The organism is Marinomonas flavescens (assembly GCF_004352835.1).
GTDB lineage: Bacteria > Pseudomonadota > Gammaproteobacteria > Pseudomonadales > Marinomonadaceae > Marinomonas > Marinomonas flavescens.
Genome location: NZ_SJSB01000003.1, coordinates 1 through 19,038, shown reverse-complemented (window position 1 = coordinate 19,038; position 19,038 = coordinate 1). Strand labels below are relative to the sequence as shown.

General features: G+C 42.7%; 16 protein-coding genes. 12 read left to right on the top strand and 4 right to left on the bottom strand.

Going from position 1 to position 19,038, the window contains the following annotated elements; all coding sequences use genetic code 11:
* Positions 1-9: 9 nt before the first annotated feature.
* The gene (gene xni / locus E0D70_RS03860; RefSeq protein WP_133010967.1) at positions 10-792 is read right to left on the bottom strand and encodes a flap endonuclease Xni; all 783 of its coding nucleotides are present in this window, start codon (positions 790-792) and stop codon (positions 10-12) included.
* Positions 793-909: 117 nt separating this feature from the next.
* On the opposite strand from xni, the gene E0D70_RS03855 reads away from it, so the two are divergent.
* Entirely contained in the window at positions 910-2,145 is a 1,236-nt protein-coding gene (locus tag E0D70_RS03855; RefSeq protein WP_133010966.1) for a hypothetical protein, read from the top strand.
* Between the two features lie 174 nt (positions 2,146-2,319).
* Positions 2,320-3,642 carry a TolC family outer membrane protein gene (locus E0D70_RS03850; protein WP_133010965.1) on the top strand — a complete coding sequence of 441 codons (1,323 nt, stop codon included), beginning with the start codon at positions 2,320-2,322 and terminating at the stop codon, positions 3,640-3,642.
* A gap of 166 nt (positions 3,643-3,808) precedes the next feature.
* On the opposite strand, the gene E0D70_RS03845 is transcribed toward E0D70_RS03850, so the two are convergent.
* Complete coding sequence (locus E0D70_RS03845; RefSeq protein WP_133010964.1) at positions 3,809-5,107, bottom strand: M18 family aminopeptidase; 1,299 nt, start codon at positions 5,105-5,107, stop codon at positions 3,809-3,811.
* A 122-nt stretch (positions 5,108-5,229) separates the two neighbouring features.
* On the opposite strand from E0D70_RS03845, the gene E0D70_RS03840 reads away from it, so the two are divergent.
* The 5 genes from E0D70_RS03840 to E0D70_RS03820 all read left to right on the top strand — a co-directional run bounded on the left by E0D70_RS03840 (position 5,230) and on the right by E0D70_RS03820 (position 10,692).
* The gene (locus E0D70_RS03840; RefSeq protein WP_133010963.1) at positions 5,230-7,290 is read left to right on the top strand and encodes a carboxy terminal-processing peptidase; all 2,061 of its coding nucleotides are present in this window, start codon (positions 5,230-5,232) and stop codon (positions 7,288-7,290) included.
* A 211-nt stretch (positions 7,291-7,501) separates the two neighbouring features.
* Positions 7,502-7,801 carry a LexA regulated protein gene (gene ybfE / locus E0D70_RS03835; RefSeq protein WP_133010962.1) on the top strand — a complete coding sequence of 100 codons (300 nt, stop codon included), beginning with the start codon at positions 7,502-7,504 and terminating at the stop codon, positions 7,799-7,801.
* 67 nt (positions 7,802-7,868) lie between these two features.
* On the top strand, positions 7,869-8,444 hold the full coding sequence (locus E0D70_RS03830; protein WP_133010961.1) for a thymidine kinase: 576 nt from the start codon (positions 7,869-7,871) through the stop codon (positions 8,442-8,444).
* A 5-nt stretch (positions 8,445-8,449) separates the two neighbouring features.
* Positions 8,450-9,352 (top strand): recombination-associated protein RdgC, encoded by a 903-nt coding sequence (locus tag E0D70_RS03825; RefSeq protein WP_133010960.1) that lies wholly within the window; start codon positions 8,450-8,452, stop codon positions 9,350-9,352.
* 176 nt (positions 9,353-9,528) lie between these two features.
* Positions 9,529-10,692, top strand: coding sequence for a cation diffusion facilitator family transporter (locus tag E0D70_RS03820; protein WP_133010959.1), 1,164 nt, complete (start codon positions 9,529-9,531; stop codon positions 10,690-10,692).
* A 5-nt stretch (positions 10,693-10,697) separates the two neighbouring features.
* On the opposite strand, the gene E0D70_RS03815 is transcribed toward E0D70_RS03820, so the two are convergent.
* The gene (locus E0D70_RS03815) at positions 10,698-12,011 is read right to left on the bottom strand and encodes a DNA recombination protein RmuC (protein ID WP_133010958.1); all 1,314 of its coding nucleotides are present in this window, start codon (positions 12,009-12,011) and stop codon (positions 10,698-10,700) included.
* A 66-nt stretch (positions 12,012-12,077) separates the two neighbouring features.
* Between E0D70_RS03815 and E0D70_RS03810 the strand changes: the two genes are divergently transcribed.
* The 5 genes from E0D70_RS03810 to E0D70_RS03790 all read left to right on the top strand — a co-directional run bounded on the left by E0D70_RS03810 (position 12,078) and on the right by E0D70_RS03790 (position 17,671).
* Positions 12,078-12,695, top strand: coding sequence for a YigZ family protein (locus E0D70_RS03810; RefSeq protein WP_133010957.1), 618 nt, complete (start codon positions 12,078-12,080; stop codon positions 12,693-12,695).
* A 2-nt stretch (positions 12,696-12,697) separates the two neighbouring features.
* Positions 12,698-15,526, top strand: coding sequence for an RNA polymerase-associated protein RapA (rapA, locus tag E0D70_RS03805; protein ID WP_133010956.1), 2,829 nt, complete (start codon positions 12,698-12,700; stop codon positions 15,524-15,526).
* A 6-nt stretch (positions 15,527-15,532) separates the two neighbouring features.
* Entirely contained in the window at positions 15,533-16,189 is a 657-nt protein-coding gene (locus E0D70_RS03800; protein ID WP_240536975.1) for an RluA family pseudouridine synthase, read from the top strand.
* Positions 16,190-16,313: 124 nt separating this feature from the next.
* A complete protein-coding gene (locus E0D70_RS03795) occupies positions 16,314-16,931 on the top strand; it encodes a MarC family protein (protein ID WP_133010955.1) in 618 nt (205 codons plus the stop codon).
* A 485-nt stretch (positions 16,932-17,416) separates the two neighbouring features.
* Entirely contained in the window at positions 17,417-17,671 is a 255-nt protein-coding gene (locus tag E0D70_RS03790) for a hypothetical protein (RefSeq protein ID WP_240536974.1), read from the top strand.
* Between the two features lie 383 nt (positions 17,672-18,054).
* Here E0D70_RS03790 and E0D70_RS03780 read toward each other — a convergent pair whose 3' ends face one another.
* Complete coding sequence (locus E0D70_RS03780) at positions 18,055-18,873, bottom strand: alpha/beta hydrolase family protein (RefSeq protein ID WP_133010954.1); 819 nt, start codon at positions 18,871-18,873, stop codon at positions 18,055-18,057.
* Between the last annotated feature and the right edge of the window lie 165 nt (positions 18,874-19,038).

Sequence of the window (19,038 nt, the reverse complement as noted above, 5' to 3'; positions counted from 1 at the left end):
CCTGCTCTTTTATGTCGGTTGATAAACAAGCTGAGAAAGTCTCACACCAATTTCAGCATCTACTTTTAGTGACACTAGCCGACGTGATAATAAGCATTGCTCATAGTTGTCTGATAAAAGATGCTGAATGCGGTCTGAAAATGACGTTACATTTTGGTAGATGCTTTCTATCGTGGAGTGCGTTTCCATAATAGACAACGCTGTTTTTGGACCTATGCCTTTTACGCCTGGTATACGGTTAGTGGTATCACCAACAAGCGCCCAGTAATCTGCCAGTTGAGTGGCTTGAACGCCGTATTTACCCGGTACCCATACCTTGTCGTACCCGAGCTTGGCAAAATAATCGTATTGCAGGATATTTTCATTATCAAGCAACTGAGTGAAACCTTTATCGGTAGAAACAATGTATGACTTAACCCCTTTATTTGCGGCCTTTACCGCTAGGGTTGCAATTAAGTCATCCGCCTCCCAACCCGCTAATCGTAAACAATGGATCTTGTTATATCGAAACACTTTAGCGAAATCAGGTAACGACTCCAGTAATTGATCATCCATTGGAACTCGACCTAACTTATACTCAGGGAAAATTTTATGACGCCAAGTTTGTCCACTAGAATCGAACACAACCACCATATGAGACGGTACGATTTGATGAATTAATTTGACCAACGCATCAATAGAAATACTTTGTGTGCGTTCCACTCGACGATCTAAATCTTTCTCAGATTCAAGTGCTGCATAAAGACGGCGAATCAAATTCAGTCCATCAATGATTAGTAATCGTTTATCCACTCTCGACCCTTTATTTACACGCTGTGATATTAATGCCATATTTTGCTTGTAGATTACCATGCTCAGGCAAGTAGAACGACACAGCGACGCTCAATCATTGATGAACAGAAGGACTTTATGAAAAGCTTGACGATATATTTCTGCCTACCATTATTATTTATTGGCACTCAGGGCATCGCCCACGCGTCACCAATACGAGCAGTAATTGATGCTCAGAATAGCCAGATTGTCGAAAACATTGCACCGTCCAAAACACCTAGCTTGTCGGTTAACCAAGGCAGTCTGTTGCCTTTAGTAGCCAACTTCTCACCCGTTACACAAATACGTCCTGCAAACTATCATGATTGGTCTTCTCAAGTCGGCTACCAAGTAACAGTCGACAGTAAGCAAAGAGACCTCTCTTATTCTGGAGAGTTGGTTAATATTGAGCAACCTAACGGCAGCTTTGCTCTTAAAGTAAATAACACATTAATCACTCTGCCCATGAATGACTTTTACCTTATCCCAACAAAAGCTCACTCTCTTCATAAAAGTGACATCGCTCAGTACCCAAGTATTGTAAGCTATCAATCCAATGACGTATCTTGGACACCTAAACGTACGCTTATCTTTGCAAATGGCCTTGTTTCCATTATCAACTCAGCGGAAATTCATAACAGATCAACGCATGCTATTACCTTAAACAAGAGCCTCCTCCACTACTCGCCAATCTCTATGATGAGGGCCAAAGCGCTACAGAGCACAATGAGATTAAATGAAAGTGATGCTTCACCTAGCTACGCAAACAGTGAAGTCACCTATCCGTTAGGAACCACTCATTTAAAAGCTAACTCAGACACATTAGTTAAACTTATTCGACTAGAATCAAACATCGAAAAAAGTCAGCATAGCGCCACTATTTTCACCTCGCTTAGTAACTCAGGCAATATGCCACTCACTTTTCAAAATACGCTCTACTTCACCCTTAACAGCACAGCACTCCCTGGACAATACCAGACATTTTGGCAACGTAATGGCCTGCTCATTCCTAGCAACAGCACTAACATTAATAGTGCACGAGCCAAACAAGAAATTCGTGTGATCACCAATAAAAGCTTTGATTTAACAGGCAATTTATCTCTTATTAGCAGCACGTCGCAAAAGCTGCCAACAACACAAGTTTGGGAACTTACTATTAGCAACCATGCCAACAAACCGCAAAGCTATTTTATTACGCAAAATACACGGGGCATCATTAGTAATGTGGAAGGCGCAAACATTAATAAGAAAACAGCCAGTAGCCTAGAGATGAAAGGAGAACTTCAGGCAAATAAAACTCAGAAAATTCGCTATCAAATTCATCTAAAAGAATAGATATTGCAAACAATAACAACGCGATGCATTGAATTTACACAATGCATATCTTTTTAACTTTTCTGATTATGATATGGTCAACAGTAATAATAGATATACTCTTTACCCTACTGCCATCTACTCGCGCCGTAGGGTAATATAACTATATTTCATACTAAGAGCCGATCAAAATCCATGAAAAAGCATATCATCTCTACTCTTATAGCTGCTGCGACAATCAGCAGCGCGACCGTTCATGCTGAAAGCTTATATGATGTCTATAAGTTGGCAATCCAAACGGATCCAGGTCTTAGAGCTGCTGCCGCAACTTACAATGCTCAAAAGGAGCAGGTTACTGTAACAAAAGGCAGTCTATACCCTAGCATTTCCCTTAATGGGAGTTTGGGGTATGCAAAGAATGACACTCCAACGACCAACTACGACGCAAAAACTAATGCCGTATCATTGGATTTAGATTATCCCATCTATTCGCCAGCTTTAAATTACGGTGTTGACGCCGTTGAGCTAAATTATAAAAGTGCTGGCGTTAGTTACGACAATAAAAAAGAGAACTTATCTCTTACCGCTCTCACTGATTATTTTAATTTACTAATGGCTCAGTCAACGCTTAATACGACCTTGTCACAAGTAAAAAGCACCAAAAGTGAACTTGATCAAGTTCAAAAACAATATGACGTAGGTTTGGTATCTATTACTGATCTTCAAGATGCTCAAGCTGAATACGATGCCGTCAAAGTTACCGAACTAACCGATCGATCCAATGTGGCTTACGCTCAAAAAGTACTTTTACAATTAACCGGACGTGTCATTACCAACATCCCAGAATTGTCAAAAAGTTACCCTATTAAACTTGATCCAACGATGACAGTTGATTCTTTGATTCAACAAGCCATTAAAAATAACAAAGAGCTTAGTATTCTTGATATTTCCGTGCAAAGCGCTGAAAACAATATAGACATCAAGAAGGCCAGTGGTCGTACACCAACCGTTTCCATTACTGGCTCATTATCTCGCTCTAACAGCCAAAGCAATCCAAATACTAGCACCCCTGATGGTACTTATAATAAGGGCGCAATTGGTCTAGCGGTTAATATGCCTTTATACAGTGGTGGATCGATTAATGCGTCCATTAGACAAGCCGCTGCCGAAGCTGAAGCAAGCCGCGAATCTCGTGACAGTGCCTTACAATCGATTGAACTCAACATTAGAAGTTTGTTCTTAGAGCTTCAAACGTCTGTCGCACGAATCCATGCACAGCAAGTGTTAATTAAATCACGCCAAAGCGCCCTCGAAGCCAGTAAAGCGGGCTACGAAGTCGGTACACGGAACCTAGTTGAGCTATTGACAGCGCAATCAAATTTATTTGATGCTCGCAACGCTTACCAGCAATACCGTTACAGCTTTGTATTGCAAAAACTGCAATTGCTTGAAGCGACTGGGGATTTAACAGAAGATAAAATCAAAGGATTGGATAAGTGGTTAGTCGCCACTAAATAATCTAATTTCTAAAAAAACGCCGTGAAACTTTCGCTTCACGGCGTTTTTTTTGCATTGCTGTTTCACTAACAAAAGTATTAATACCTCTATCTTAATATCTCTGCCTTAATACCTCTGCTCTAATACTTTTGTTTTAGTACCCATTCGCTAATACAAAGTTAGCATATTAACGTGTTATCAACTTTCCACGTTTCATAAAGCGCGCCAATACTTTATAAAGACCATGGGCATCATGACTGCCAGCTAATTCTCTGATTGAATGCATACCGAAGGTTGGTAAACCGATATCAATCGTTGGTACGCCAATTTCTCCAGAGGTAATAGGACCAATCGTACTACCACAAGCCATATCGCTTCGCACCACAAAACTCTGCACCGTATAATCTTCTTCTGCAGCAATATCACGATAGATGCTAGACGTTTCACTGTTGGTCGCATAACGCTGATTCGCGTTAACTTTAATCACCGCTCCCTTATTGATCATAGGAGCATGATTTGCATCGTGCTTACTCGCATAATTTGGATGTAGCGCATGAGCATTATCCGCTGAGACTAGCATAGAGCGCTGCATGGCTTGAACATAGCGCTCTGGGTTAGGAGACAATCTTCTTAATACGTCGTCAAGAAACGGCCCATTGGCTCCGCATGCGGACAAACTGCCAATTTCTTCATGATCAGTACAAATAAGCAAACTAGGACGCTGCATATCAGAATCTACTAACGCTTGAAGACCAACAAAGCAACTTAGCAAGTTATCCAAGCGAGCAGAACAAATGTACTCTTGATGAAGTCCTACCAAAGCAGGTGCTTGAGTATCATAAAGACTCAGCTCAAAATCCAAAATAGTGGCGACTTGTGCAGCAGGATGTTGTTTCTCAACTTGCGTTTTCAACAGAACCTGTAAATCAAACTCATTTTGTGCACCACATAAAATAGGCAATATTTCCGTTTGTGGGTTAACGGAAAAAGCCTCGTTGGCTTGTCGGTTTAAATGAATAGCTAAATTGGGAACGACGGCAATAGGGTCCTTAAAATCGACCAAACAACTAACGATACTCCCCTCTTGATTCTTAAAACTAACCCGCCCAGCAATAGATAAATCGCGATCTAGCCATGTGTGAAGTAAAGCGCCGCCATATACTTCAACACCTAATTGATGATAACCATGACGCTGAACGTGAGCATTGGGTTTTAATTTCAAACATGGACTATCGGTATGAGCCCCGACCATGCGCCACCCTGTTTGATGAAAATCTATCTGTGGTGTGGTAAAAGCAATGATGGAAGATTCATTGCGAGTAACAAAATATTTTCCACCTTCATCGATAACCCAACTTTGCTCTTCAAACAACTCAATGAAGCCGGCATCGGTTAACGCGTTACGCATACTGTCTGTGGCATGGAAAGGAGTAGGAGAATCTTTTAAAAAGGACAACAATGAATGATTAAAGTTAGAATGTTCCATAATTTCCTGAAGGACAATACCTTAAAAAAGTGACTTTTTAGCAGTTAGGCTAGCCTTACTGCTCTGTGTCTAATATGATTTTAACTAATTACATAAATACAGACTAAGAGAACCCATACCGGATGAACTATAAACGCCTATTATTTTGCCTTTTCACGGGTCTTATTTTTGCCTCGGCACAAGCAAATGCCTACACAGACCTTCAACCACCGCATGAGTATGACAAAGTCTCCAAGCAACTAGTAAGTATGCTAGAAAGCGAACACTATGACAAACCCACTATTGATAATCAAATCTCAGAAAAGGCGTTCGGATATTACCTAGATGCTCTAGACCCATCCAAAAGCTTCTTGCTGCAAAGTGACGTTGATGCCTTGTCTAAATACAAAGACAGCCTTGACGATGCTCTACGTAACGGTGACACACAAGTTGCCTACACTATCTACAATCTCTTCGACAAACGCATCGAAGATCGTTTAAATGAAGTTGAAAAAGACATTCCTAGCATCGTTAAAGGCTTCGATTACACAAAAAAAGAATCACTGAATAATGACCCAGAAAAATTGAAATGGGCCACCAGCGAAAGTGAACTCAATGATTATTGGCGAAAACGTTTAAAGAACAGAGCACTTGTTCTAAAAATGAACGGAGACTCTCAAGAAAAAATCATCGAAACGTTAACTCGTCGTTATAAAAATCAGCTTAGACAAGTTGAGCAAACAAACGCCGTCGACGTATATCAAATTTTTGCTAATTCCATTACCGCAACACTAGACCCTCACACGTCTTACTTTGCACCACGCGCTTCTGAGACCTTCAACATCAATATGAGCCTGTCACTAGAAGGCATTGGCGCTGTATTGCAAGCTGACGACAATTACACAAAAATCGTTCGCTTAGTTCCCGGCGGTCCAGCTGCAACGCAAACAGATTTAGCTCCTAACGATAAAATCATTGCAGTAGGTCAAGAAGGCAAACCTATGGTAGATATCGTCGGAATGCGTCTTGACGATGTTGTTGAGATGATTCGTGGTGAACGAAACACCAAGGTGAATCTAGAAATCATTCCGAGTAAAGGCAATGGCCAAACCAGTAAAAAAATTACTATAGTCCGCAAAAAAGTTAAGCTTGAAGATCAGTCTGCGAAAAAAGACATCATTGAGGTTAAGCGTGACGGAAAAACCTACAAAGTAGGCATTATCCACTTACCAACTTTTTACTCTGATTTCGCCGCTATTCAACGTGGTGACAAAAACTACAAGAGCTCAACTCGTGATACTAAAAAATTGATCGATGAGCTGAAACAAGAAGGCGTTGTTGCATTGATCCTTGATCTAAGAAACAACGGCGGTGGATCACTTCAAGAAGCTAACTCTCTCGCCGGCCTATTCTTCCCATCAGGCCCTGTTGTGCAAATTCGCGATCAAAAAGGCCGCGTAACGCCACTTGGCGACAGCGATGGTAAAACAGATTACAGTGGCCCATTGGCTGTTTTAGTTAACCGAATGAGTGCTTCTGCTTCTGAGATTGTTGCTGGTGCCCTACAAGACTATGGACGTGCATTGATTCTAGGTAGCCAAACATTTGGTAAAGGCACGGTTCAAGTATTGCAAGATATGGACAAAGGCCAACTTAAAGTCACTCAAGCGAAGTTTTATCGTGTATCAGGCGAAAGTACGCAACATAAAGGCGTTATACCAGACATCACTTTCCCATCCCTGATTGACGACAAACTGGTCGGTGAAAGCGCTTTACGCAATCCACTACCGTGGGACAAAATTCACGAAACTCGTTACCCAGTGTACTGGAACATGAAAGCGTACTTGCCTATTCTTGAACCTCATCACGAAGCTCGCATCAAGAAAGATCCCAACTTTATTGCAGTGGTTGATCAAATTAAAGAATACAAAAAGCAAGCAGAGACTTACAAAACGATTTCTCTGAATGAGAAAACCCGTGAGAAACAGTCCGAAGCCGCGAAGAATAAAGACCTTGAGATTGAAAATGCTCGACGTAAAGCTCTTGGTCTTAAACTGGTTAAATCAGTCGATGATATTAAACCGACCGATAAAGCAGAAGATGATGCCTATGCCCACGAAGCATCAGAAATCTTGCTCGATTTTATAGCGACCAACCAACAAGCGGAAAAAGAAGCGAAAAATCAGCAAGCAAGCCATAACTAACATTAATATAGGCTAGATAGAGTCCAAAGGCAGTGTGTGATCACACTGCCTTTTCTTTATTAACGCAAATCGAATGGCTTTTGCCTTGGCCTAAAATCAAAATTCCCACATAATAGCGATCTTAAATCTATAAAATACGATTTATTGGTTAACGCGATATATTACCGACATCGTATTGTTCCACCCTTTTTTATTATATGAATTTAATAACATGGCAAAATCGTCCGCCGACAGAAACACCATTGACTTATTTGGCTCATCACGAGGTCGACCTCGTAGCCAACCGTTGACTCGAAAAGATCAGCTAAAAGCCAATAAACGAGCCCAGCGTGAGAAAGAGAAATCCCTCGGGCTAAAGCGATTAGAATTAGTCGTTGATGAAGAAACCATTGCTAAGCTCGACCAACTTTGCGAATTGAATGACGTAAAACGTTCGGAATGGCTAACCATGCAAATCGCGTTGTCTTTTTCAAAATCGAAAACTGGAAAGTTAAAAAAACAGCCCAAATAGTCATCCACATCAGAGTTTGGCTAGACAATTAAATTTAAAAAAACAAACAATGTGATCGACTGACTTTATGGCCAAACTGTATTTTTATTACTCTGCAATGAACGCAGGTAAATCCACCATACTTTTGCAATCTGCTCATAATTATCAAGAGCGTGGCATGGCAGTTATGCTATTCACCGCCGCGATTGATGATAGATATGAAATAGGTCAAATTGCGTCACGAATTGGCATCAATGCTGAGGCAAATCTCTTTACTAAAGAGTCTGATCTCTGGTCTCTGATTAAAGACCAACATCAAACATCGCCATTAAGTTGCATTTTAATTGATGAAGCCCAATTTTTGACCAAAGAACAAGTTTACGCCCTCTCAGATGTCGTCGATACATTAAAGATTCCCGTGCTTGCCTTTGGCATTCGAACGGATTTCCAAGGCGAGTTATTTGCAGGAAGCAAAGCCCTACTCGCATGGTCAGATAAGCTAATCGAATTAAAGACCGTCTGTCACTGTGGTAGTAAAGCCATCATGGTCATTCGAGTTGATGAACAAGGTAAACCAGTAAAAGAAGGCGCTCAGGTAGAAATTGGTGGCAACGACCGCTATTTATCTGTTTGTCGAAAACACTTTAAAGAAGCCGTGAGATAATAATTATGTGGTTCAAGAACGCCCAGATTTTCCAACTAAAAGACACAGAATCACTCGATACCAATGAACTGATTGATAAAATCCCAGAGTTCCCACTGAAAGAGTGTGGCTCTCAAGAAGAGTTTTCCTTCGGTTGGCTGCCGTTGATTCGTAACAGTGAACAGTGGAGTTTAGCCAGTGATCATTGCCTTTTGTTCCGCGCCGGCAAAGAAGAAAAAGTACTACCAGCGGCCGTTGTACGCGAAGAACTAGAAGCCAAAGTAGCTGAGATAGAACTTATCGAAGGCCGTAAAGTTGGCCGTAAAGAAAAGACCGATATGAAAGACGAATTGGTCTTCACCTTGCGCCCTAAAGCCTTTTCAAAACGCACTGATATCTGGGCATACATTGATTTAAAAGAAAAAATATTGGTTATCAACAGCACTAATGCCAGTATTACGGAACAGCTTTTTAAACATCTACAAACCACACTGGGCAGCTTCCCTATGTCGCCTTTACAGGCACAAGTCTCTCCCGCGTCTTTAATGACCGATTGGTTAACCAAAAACGAAGTACCTGCAAGCCTTGAGACTGGCGATGAGTGCGAGATACAAGACGGCTCTGAAGATAAAGCCACTATTCGTTTCAAATCCCTAGAACCACTTTCAGAAGACGTTACACGTCACTTAGAACAAGGAATGGCCGTGAAGAGCTTAGCGCTTCGCTGGACAGACAAGCTTAGCTTTGTCCTCCATGAAGATCTTACCTTACGTAAAATCAAATTTGACGACGCGCTTAAAGAAGCGGCTTTCAACGACTCCCAAGGGGGTGGTTTGTCAGATATGGACGCTAACTTCTCTCTTATGTCATTAACCATGCGAGAGTTTTACGCGTCTTACTGCCTTTGGTTTGAAATATCACCGGCATAAAAGACAGTAACGACTGGACTATTTTTCCCTGACCTTTTCCACAGATATCGTGGATAAGGCTGGGGAGAACATCCGGTAACCCAGACAACACGCCGATTCACCCAAGTAGTCAATAAACAACGGATTTCGGTACGCGTGACCAAGCACTCTTTTTAAGTCGCATTTACGAGCATTTCATGACAAAACTGCAACAAGAACAATCTATTGCCAAAAGAGTCACCTTAGTCGGTGCTATTTGGGATGCCATTTTGGGAATAGCAAAAATTATCGCCGGCTATTTCTCGCAATCTCAAGCTTTAATTGCCGATGGAATACACTCTTTATCAGACTTAATTACAGATGTTTTTGTCTATTTCGCGTCTTCTAATGCTCGCCAAGGTCCTGACGAAGAGCATCCATACGGTCATTTGCGCTTTGAAACGGTGACAACCGTCTTTTTAGGCATGGTGCTCATCGTTGTTGCTGCTGGTATTGGCTATGAGTCCATTCAATCTCAAAAAGAAGCACAAGTAACCTGGTATGGTGTTGCCGCGCTAATGGCGACTATTGGTATTAAAGAAGCCATTTTTCACTATACAAAAAAAGCCGGTGAAGAAATTGGCAGCAAACTACTTATTGCCAATGCATGGCACAGTCGAAGCGATGCCCTCTCTTCGGTTGCGGTACTAGCCGGCCTGGTTGGTGTCTATTTTGGCTACGCGTGGGCCGATATGCTAGCGTCTATCGTGGTTGCCGTGTTGATCGGAAAAATGGCATTGGGGATGATCTGGGAAAGCCTAACGGAATTGGTAGACACAGCACCAGACCCTAAAACAATTGCCCGCATTAAAGAAACTGCTGACAGTTTAAAAAATGTTATGGCCCCTCATGATGTTCGTGCGCGCTCAATGGCAGGTAAAATCTATCTTGATATGCACATCCACGTGGCCAGCCACGCCAGTGTCAGTGAAGGTCATTTTCTTGGAGAGCTCGTTTCCTATACGATTCGTAAAGCACACCCACAAGTCGTTGATGTGCTAGTCCATATAGACCCGGAAGAAGATTTTGATGAAGTCTTATCCGTCGAAGGCGCTCGACCAGACTATTTAAAGCAACCCGCAAGACATCAAGTCCTTGCTGACCTTAGCTTTTTACTGCGCCAACATTCAGCCTACTTGGATATCAACCAGACTCGCTTACACTATTTGGCCCATAATTTAGACATCGAACTGATTGGTCGTGCCGATAAACTGCCTGAAGAGGCTGACATCCAAAAAGTAACTCAATCTATTTATTTGGATATTCAAGCCGCATCTTATGCTAATTCAGTTGATGTTCTTTGGTCTTTCCCTAAGAAATAAATAACCTAGTTATCCTCTAATTCATCGCTCAGGGCGTCGTGTAGGCGCTCTTGCGGTAATGCCTTCGTCGTTTTCGCGCCCATTTGCTTTAACTTTTCAGCCCGCGACAGTAAATTCCCTCTGCCTTGACTTAATTTTTTCAACGCTGACTCATGACTACGGCTGACAGCGTCTAATTTGCCCCCAATATCATCCATATCCTGAACGAACGCAGCAAACTTGTCGTACATGGCCCCTGCTTGGCGTGCAATTTCAATGGCATTTTGGCTCTGTTTTTCGTTACGCCAAATGTTTTGAATAGTGCGTAGCGTAGCCAATAAATTAGATGGCCCGACAATGATAATATTGTGTTCAAACGCTTCACTAAACAAGCCGTTATCTGCCTGTAGAGCAAGCCCAAACGCCGCTTCGATAGGAATAAACAACAACACAAAGTCCAACGAAGTAATGCCAGGCAGATCATGATAAGACTTCGCACTTAAATCTTTCATATGACGACGAACAGCTTCAAGGTGCTGTTTCAACGCTCGATTTCTAGCCTCGTCTGACTCCGCTTCCATGTAAGCCAAGTAGCTGACCAAAACCATTTTAGAGTCCACTACAATCTGCTTACCTTCCGGTAAATGAATCACTACGTCAGGCTGCAAACGACGCCCTTCTTGGGTTTGAAGCGACACTTGAATATCGTATTCACGTCCCTTTTCCAGGCCAGATTTTTCAAGAATACGCTCCAAGATCACTTCGCCCCAGCCACCTTGCAACTTATTCTGTCCTTTTAAAGCCGACGTCAAACTCATCGCATCATCACTGATTTTTTGATTCAACTGCTGTAAGCTTTTAATCTCTCTCACCAAAGAAAAACGCTCGCGTGCTTCTTCTTGGTAGCTTTTGTCTACGCTCTCTTGAAATTTCTGAATCTGACTCCCAAGTGGGGTTAATAAAGTTCCGAGCTGACGTTCATTTTCTTTTGCCAATTGCAGACCTTGTTGGCTCATAATGTCCTGAGCCATTTGTTTAAATTCCGTTTCGTTTTGCTTTTTCTGCTCTCGATAAAAGGTTTCTTTTTCTTGCCAAACACTTTGCGCAGCGGCAAATTGCTGCTCTAAAGTAATCGATTCTTTTTCAAGATAATGAATATGTTCCTTAGATTGCTCAACAAGACGCGTTAACTCTTCATTTTGTTGCTGCATTTTTTCTTGCGTAAGGTGCCACTGGCGTCGCATAGCCTGTACAATAAGCCCGGCAAGGCCAGACAGTAGTATCGCGCCCAAACAAAAGCCCGATAACGCCCAAACCGATTGTGAAAGCCAATCTGTCATATGAATTAAAACCTGCTATTTTTTATAGTGAAATCAATCACTCTTGAATTCAATTGATAAGTTTACATGGATTACTACTTAAGCCCAACACACACACAACGCTTTGATCTTGAAATCAAAAATAGTCAGTTCATTACCACCGTGAGCCGTACTAAAGGTCGAGATGCAGCAAAAGCCTTTATTGGTGAGATGCGCGAACGCTACCCAGATGCCAATCACAATTGTTGGACGTTTGTGGCTGGCGCACCAGACAATGTTCATTTGTGGGATCAAAGTGATGACGGCGAACCAAAAGGTACTGCCGGAAAGCCCATGATGAATGTGTTACAACATTCTAATTTCGGTGAAACAACCGTCGTTGTGACACGCTATTTTGGCGGCATTAAACTCGGTGCAGGCGGTTTAGTAAGAGCCTATAGCCAAGCAGTACAAGAAGCATTATCGCAAACAGAATATGAAAATATTTATCCTAGAGTCCCTGTTGAGTTAACAATCACCTATCCTTTACTGGGCAAGGTGGAATACTTTCTCGAACACAGCGACATTGAGATAAGCAATAAAACTTACACCGACAGCATTGTCATTGATCTTGCTGTTATAGAACGCACTTGGCCTGAGCAGAAACAAGCACTGACTGACTTATGCCAAGGCAGCTTAACGTTAATTGAACCGGACAACGTATAACTATGTACCAAACTGGACAAAGATGGAGTAGCCGCAACGAGCCTGATCTAGGCGTCGGCATGATCATTGAAAAACAAAACAAATCCTTCTTATTGCATTTTCCTGATGCAGAAGCGGATCGCCAATACTCAAACGACCAAACCAGTCTTGTACGCCGTTCACTTACCCCTGGCGACCAATTATCTTTCAGAGACGAAACCTTTACCGTCTTAGAAGTAGAAGAGATTGATGGACTCATCGAATATCGCATTAGCGACGATGACGACTGGCTTGAAGAATCACTTATTCAGTTTCCTCGCAACGACAAAAACGAACTAGATTCCATTCTAGCCTTGTCGCCTGCACGTCGTATGTGGTTTGACTTACGTCGCCACACTCTTGAACATCAAGCGGTAAATGCCGCGTCTCAAGTACGTGGACTAATGGGACTAAAGGCGGAGCTATTACCGCACCAAATTTATTTGGCACACGACATCGCCAACCGCCCACAAGCGCGCGCGCTTTTATGTGACGAAGTTGGCATGGGTAAAACCCTAGAAGCTGGCTTGATCTTACATCAACGTCTGCTAAACGGCCTTTGTAAACGCGCCTTGATCCTGACACCAACTAATCTACAACACCAATGGTTAGTAGAGATGCTGCGTCGTTTCCACCAACCATTTAGCTTGATCAGTGAAGCGGTCTATGAAGATTTCATGGACGGTGATGACAACCCATTTGAACAGCAGCCTTTAGTCATTGCACCGATTGATTGGGCCAGCCAACACCCTAAAGCAGCACAACATATGTTGGAAGCAGAATGGGATATGGTTATCGTCGATGAGGCTCACCACCTTACATGGCATCCTGAAACACCTAGTATGGGTTATCAAATTGTGGCTCGCCTTGCAGCGCAATCTGAGTCTTTATTGCTGCTCAGCGCCACCCCAGAACAAACTGGCGAACGCGAACATTTCTCTCGTTTACAATTGCTAGATGCAGACCGTTACCACGATTTTGAGCGTTACCAAGCACAGCAGAATGAACTAAAACAAGCGGCCACATTAGCGGACGCATTACTGCCTCTCACCGAAGAAGACAACGACACGACTAACGTCAATTGGGAACATGCCTTTGGCAGTTATCTAGACGAAGTCACAGCCAAAGAATGGTTTACCCAACTCTCTGCAAACACCCCAGAGCAACGCGCCAGCGCCGCCAAAGACGCGATCAGTTGGTTAATTGACCGTCATGGTACAGGCCGAGAAATGTTCCGTAACACCCGTGCTGCAGTTGGTGGCTTCCCTAATCGAGAGCTGCACAGCTACCCACTTGAGAACAATGAATTTTTCGAATCTGCTACCAACCATGTTCAACCTGAAACCGATATTCAGGATGGTCTATGGGAAAAAGATCCACGCTGGAGCTGGCTAAAAGAGTTCCTTGAGTGCCAAGCGGATAAAGTACTGGTTATTTGTCATACCGCGGATATGGCCCAATGGCTGAATGACCAATTAACCTTCGCGGGTTTCCAAAGCGCCGATTTCCACGAACAAATGCCCTTAATCCATCGTGATCGTGCAGCCGCTTACTTTGCTGACGATGATGGCGCTCAGATTCTCGTGTGTTCAGAAATTGGCAGTGAAGGTCGTAACTTCCAATTTAGCCATCACATCGTCATGTACGATTTACCAGAGCATCCAGATTTATTAGAACAACGTATTGGTCGTTTGGATCGCTTAGGACAACGTGAAGACGTACAAATCCATGTACCGTATTTATCAAACAGTGTTCAAGAACGCTTGTTCCATTGGTATCACGATGCCCTTAATGCATTCTGCCGTACGACTGGATCTGGCGATAAAGTTGAAGAAGCCTTCCGCGATAGTTTATACGCCTACTTGCATGGACAAGACGACGACACCAACTTACTTGAAGAAGCGAATGTGTATCACACCGCCCTTCTTAAGCAAATGGAAGAAGGTCGTAACCGCTTACTCGAAATGAGTTCTTGCCGCCCTGAGCGTGCTCGCGAGCTGATCGATCTGATCAATGAACAAGCGACCCAAGGTTTGCATAACTATATTGAAGACGTGACACATGCCTTTAATATTCACGCGGAATGCATGGACGACACGCCAGATAAAAGCGCTTGGTTCATTCAACCCTCAACTGACATGATGCTAGAAGCACTGCCTGGTATTGAAGAAGAAGGCAAAATGCTCATGCTGGATCGTCGTCAAGCCAGCCAACGTGAAAATGTTGCGTTTGCCACTTGGGAGCACCCACTGATCACCATGCTAATGGATGAAGTCCAAGGCTTTGACTCTGGTAGATTAACCTCCGCTATCTTACCGATCGCAGGTTTACCAGAAGGCACTGTACTGGTCGAAAGTATGTTTGTGATCGAAGCCACTGCGCACCCGCGCTTGAAGCTATCTCAATCTCTACCGATGACACCAATGTGGCAATTATCCGATTCCAACGGTAAATTTCTGCATCAGCAATTTACTGCAGACAAATGGGCGGAAAAACTTAAAGGCGTGCCGAACCGCGTTGCAGAACAATGGGTTGCCGCCTTACGCAAAAATCTGATCGAAGTATTACAAACTCATCAGTTAAATGCGCAAGACCAAGCTCGCCCGATTGTTCAAGCGGCTAAATCGTCTTATCAACATCGTTGTCAGAGTGAAATTGAGCGTTTAAGTGAACTTAAAACGTTCAACTCAGCCATCTCTGAAGAAGACATTCAGCTACTAGAAACCAACATGCAAGAAGGCTTGGTTCGTATTGATGAGCATCAAATCCGTCTGGATGCGATTCGAATCATTTTAACCACGAAACCGGAATAGTCATTCGTGCTAACGCCATCATCTACACGAATGCAACACGCCACGCTAGACATCCTCTATGAGGATGACTGGTTTGCCGTGATCAACAAACCAGCGAATTGCTTATCTGTACCGGGTCGCGGCCCAGAGAAGCAAGACTCTATTTTGTATCGTGCTGAGCAACACTTCGGTGAAGCCTTTACCATTCATCGTCTGGACGAAGCCACTTCAGGATTGATCCTAGTGGCCAAAACCCACGAATGCCAAAAGCGCATGAATGCCCACTTTCGTGAACGAGAAGTCAAAAAAGAATACCGCGCATTACTGCGTGGTAAACTTTTAGGCCAACGGGGCGAAGTTCGTAAACCACTGCGTTGTGATTGGCCTAATCGACCAAGACAAATCATTTGCACCGATGAGTGGAGTAAAGACTCCATTACCTTTTGGGAACCCATTGCCTACGAAGGCAACAATACCCGCATTCGGCTCACCCCCTACACCGGCCGCTCCCATCAACTTCGCGTGCACATGCAAAGCATTGGTCACTCCATCATCGGCGATGAATTCTACGATCCAGAATACACCGAAGCCGATCCTCGCCTGCTACTGCATGCCTACCGACTGGAGTTTCGCCATCCTTTCACAAAAGCATGGCTGGCCTTCGTCGCACCCTGTCCTTTTTAACCCTTTGACCCGCCGAGGCGAATGACCGCTAGGCTATTTATTGCGGCTGACAAATGGTTAGTAGTAACATGGCAACACAACTGACTCACAAGCGCGTTAGCGCCATCAATGGAATAGTAACTATATGAGCGATCTGTATACGCAAATGATCACCGTTTTTTTAGGTTTTTTTGCCATAATGAACCCGATCGCAAACACGGCAGCTTTCGCGGGCTTAGCCGGAGACAAAAGCAAAGCCGAACAAGTCAAAATCGCCGCAAAAGCATTAATCATTACATTTATCGTCATCTTATCTTTTGCTCTACTTGGCAAAGCCATCTTTCATTTATTTGGCATTACCATTTCTGCATTGAGGATAACGGGGGGCATTCTGGTGTTTCTAGTCGGCTATCACATGCTTAATGGACGCACCTCTAAAATGCATTCCGCTGAACAGCATGAAGAAGCAGACATCGCCGTATCACCTTTGGCCGTGCCACTGCTTGCTGGCCCCGGCACCATTGCTACCGCAATGAATTACTCCTCATCAGGCGGCTTAACCGGCATATTAGTAACATTGTCGGTATTCGCCGTTTTATGCATCATCACTTTTTTCTGCTTTGTGTTCAGCTCACGTATTCTGGCACTCATAGGAGAAAGCGGACTCGATATCGTCACTCGTCTAATGGGATTAATTCTGGCCGTCATAGGCATGCAAATGGCAATTGCTGGCGTTACCGAAGTAGTCAAAGCCATGAGCTAAAACGACTCAAAGCCTAGTCAATAATCTTTAACGAGAAGGTGGAGAATTGGGATTCACTGACTTTTATACACTGCTGGCACATCGCCAGCTCAACCATGGCTTCCCTTCGAAAGCACCGCCTACCTCATCGAAAGCACCAATTGATCTTACCTAAAAACCACCAAGCCTCATGGGCTTGTTACAATTTTGAGGTAGCTGTGGTGTTATTTACCCACTAAATAGACTATTGAGCGCTCTTCCCTTATCTTTTACCCTATCTATACCAATTTTAATCAAATTAAAGTAATCAGATGACGGTGTTATGATGTAAGATGTTGATCTATACATTGCTGTATATCATAGTAGTTGACGTTCCTATATTGTACATTAGAACTACATATCTAAAGGATGGTGTTTGCTACACTCCATTCTGAATACGCTTCGCTACTTTATCCCAAAACTCCACACTACAAAGACGCTTTCTTAGAAAGGCGTTAACTGTATTTATGATTGGAGCAACAACCTTATGTCAAACAAGAGAAATACCTTATATGAAAGATAAAAACTATATCTTTGAGCGAATTCAAAACTTCGCTGGAAAAGATTTTGATCCGACTGCTGATAGCCAGGTGGCGGCGGTGTTGCGTTCTAAGTTTAATATTTATTTACCACAGAGAATATCCATTGATAAATCGTTAGAATCAACAAGCAGTGATCATGAAATAATCAGTCTTATTTTAAAATATCGCACGATGAACTAAGAACAACTCGATCGTCCACAGCCGTTGCTTTCAAATGACACTTTCTTCATGCAGACCTGTTCAAAGTACGCTTTATACCAACACCACTAGCATGACAGAAATCTTTTTTTCCAAACTCGATCTGCAGCTTGGTGCAATAAACTATGACGCCAAGCGACACGCTCTTCTTGTCGATCGTAGCCACCACCAATCACACACGCCACTGGCAAACCTTGTACACCTGTTTATTAGGAGAGGCACCCCCCAACTCTTTGTTATTAATAGGTTTTAAAGGTGCCTGTCCTAGCTAAATCTAGCCAATCGTCTCGTTAAATGTAACAAGCTGAATGGCGGTTTATTAGAGTATCCATGCTTATTTTAAATATTTTTGGCAAAGCGTTAACTTAATGACCCATCTTACTTTTCCATTCCATACCAACAGAATAGCGCTTATCAAAACCAAACCATGGGTGGTCTTCATCTGCATTAGATCTTTCAGGTAGTGATAAATATTTACACTGTTTAGCGATATTTTTTACGTAGCAATCCATCATCGCTAAAGCAAAATGTTTGTTTATAGTATTTAATTTTTGAGTATCCCAAGTGGGTTCGTCGTAATGCCCTAAATCAAATGCATTTTTATACGCTATAGCCGGCGCTGGATGAGGGGCAGTATTATGTCGAGCATTTTCATAGGTCAGCAAGAAAGTATTTTTAGAACCAGTATTATTATACAGTTTTACAATACTTTTATAGTCAGCCACATCATCAAGATCACCAGCAACATACAATAGTGGCGTTGTTATTTTTGCCAAACTATCCAGTGAAAACAAACGATATGCCTCACCCCATGGATCCATGGCTATCACAGCATCCCAGTGACTCATACGCTGTTTTTCAGAAGGGCATTTATTCAGAAGGTTTTTAATATCATTGGCTACTTTTATATCTTTAACACCCATAAATTTGTTTATATTTTGATCGCTAAAATGATAACAACCTCCTGCTGATTTTATAGCGCCATACCCTCCCATAGAATATCCAATTAAACCGGATTTCTGTGTATCAAGTACTCCTGAAAGAAATGTTTTATTATGATTGAAATACTTTTTAGTGAACTCTTGATCTCTAGACCGGTTTATTAGAGTGCTTGGAAATCCTGAATAGGGGGATGATTTAAAATCGACTTCTGCATTTGTTGAGTCGGTATGATCAATACCCACTACTATGTACCCGTTAGATGCTAAGTGCTCACCTAAATAAAACACCTGAATTCAAGTCCGAAGTGCGACACTTTTCATTTCAAGCAACCAAGCATAATTCCTTGAAAATCATAGCTGGTTGCTTGAACCCTAGACACTTTCTTGGGCGATTGTTTATTCGTCCCA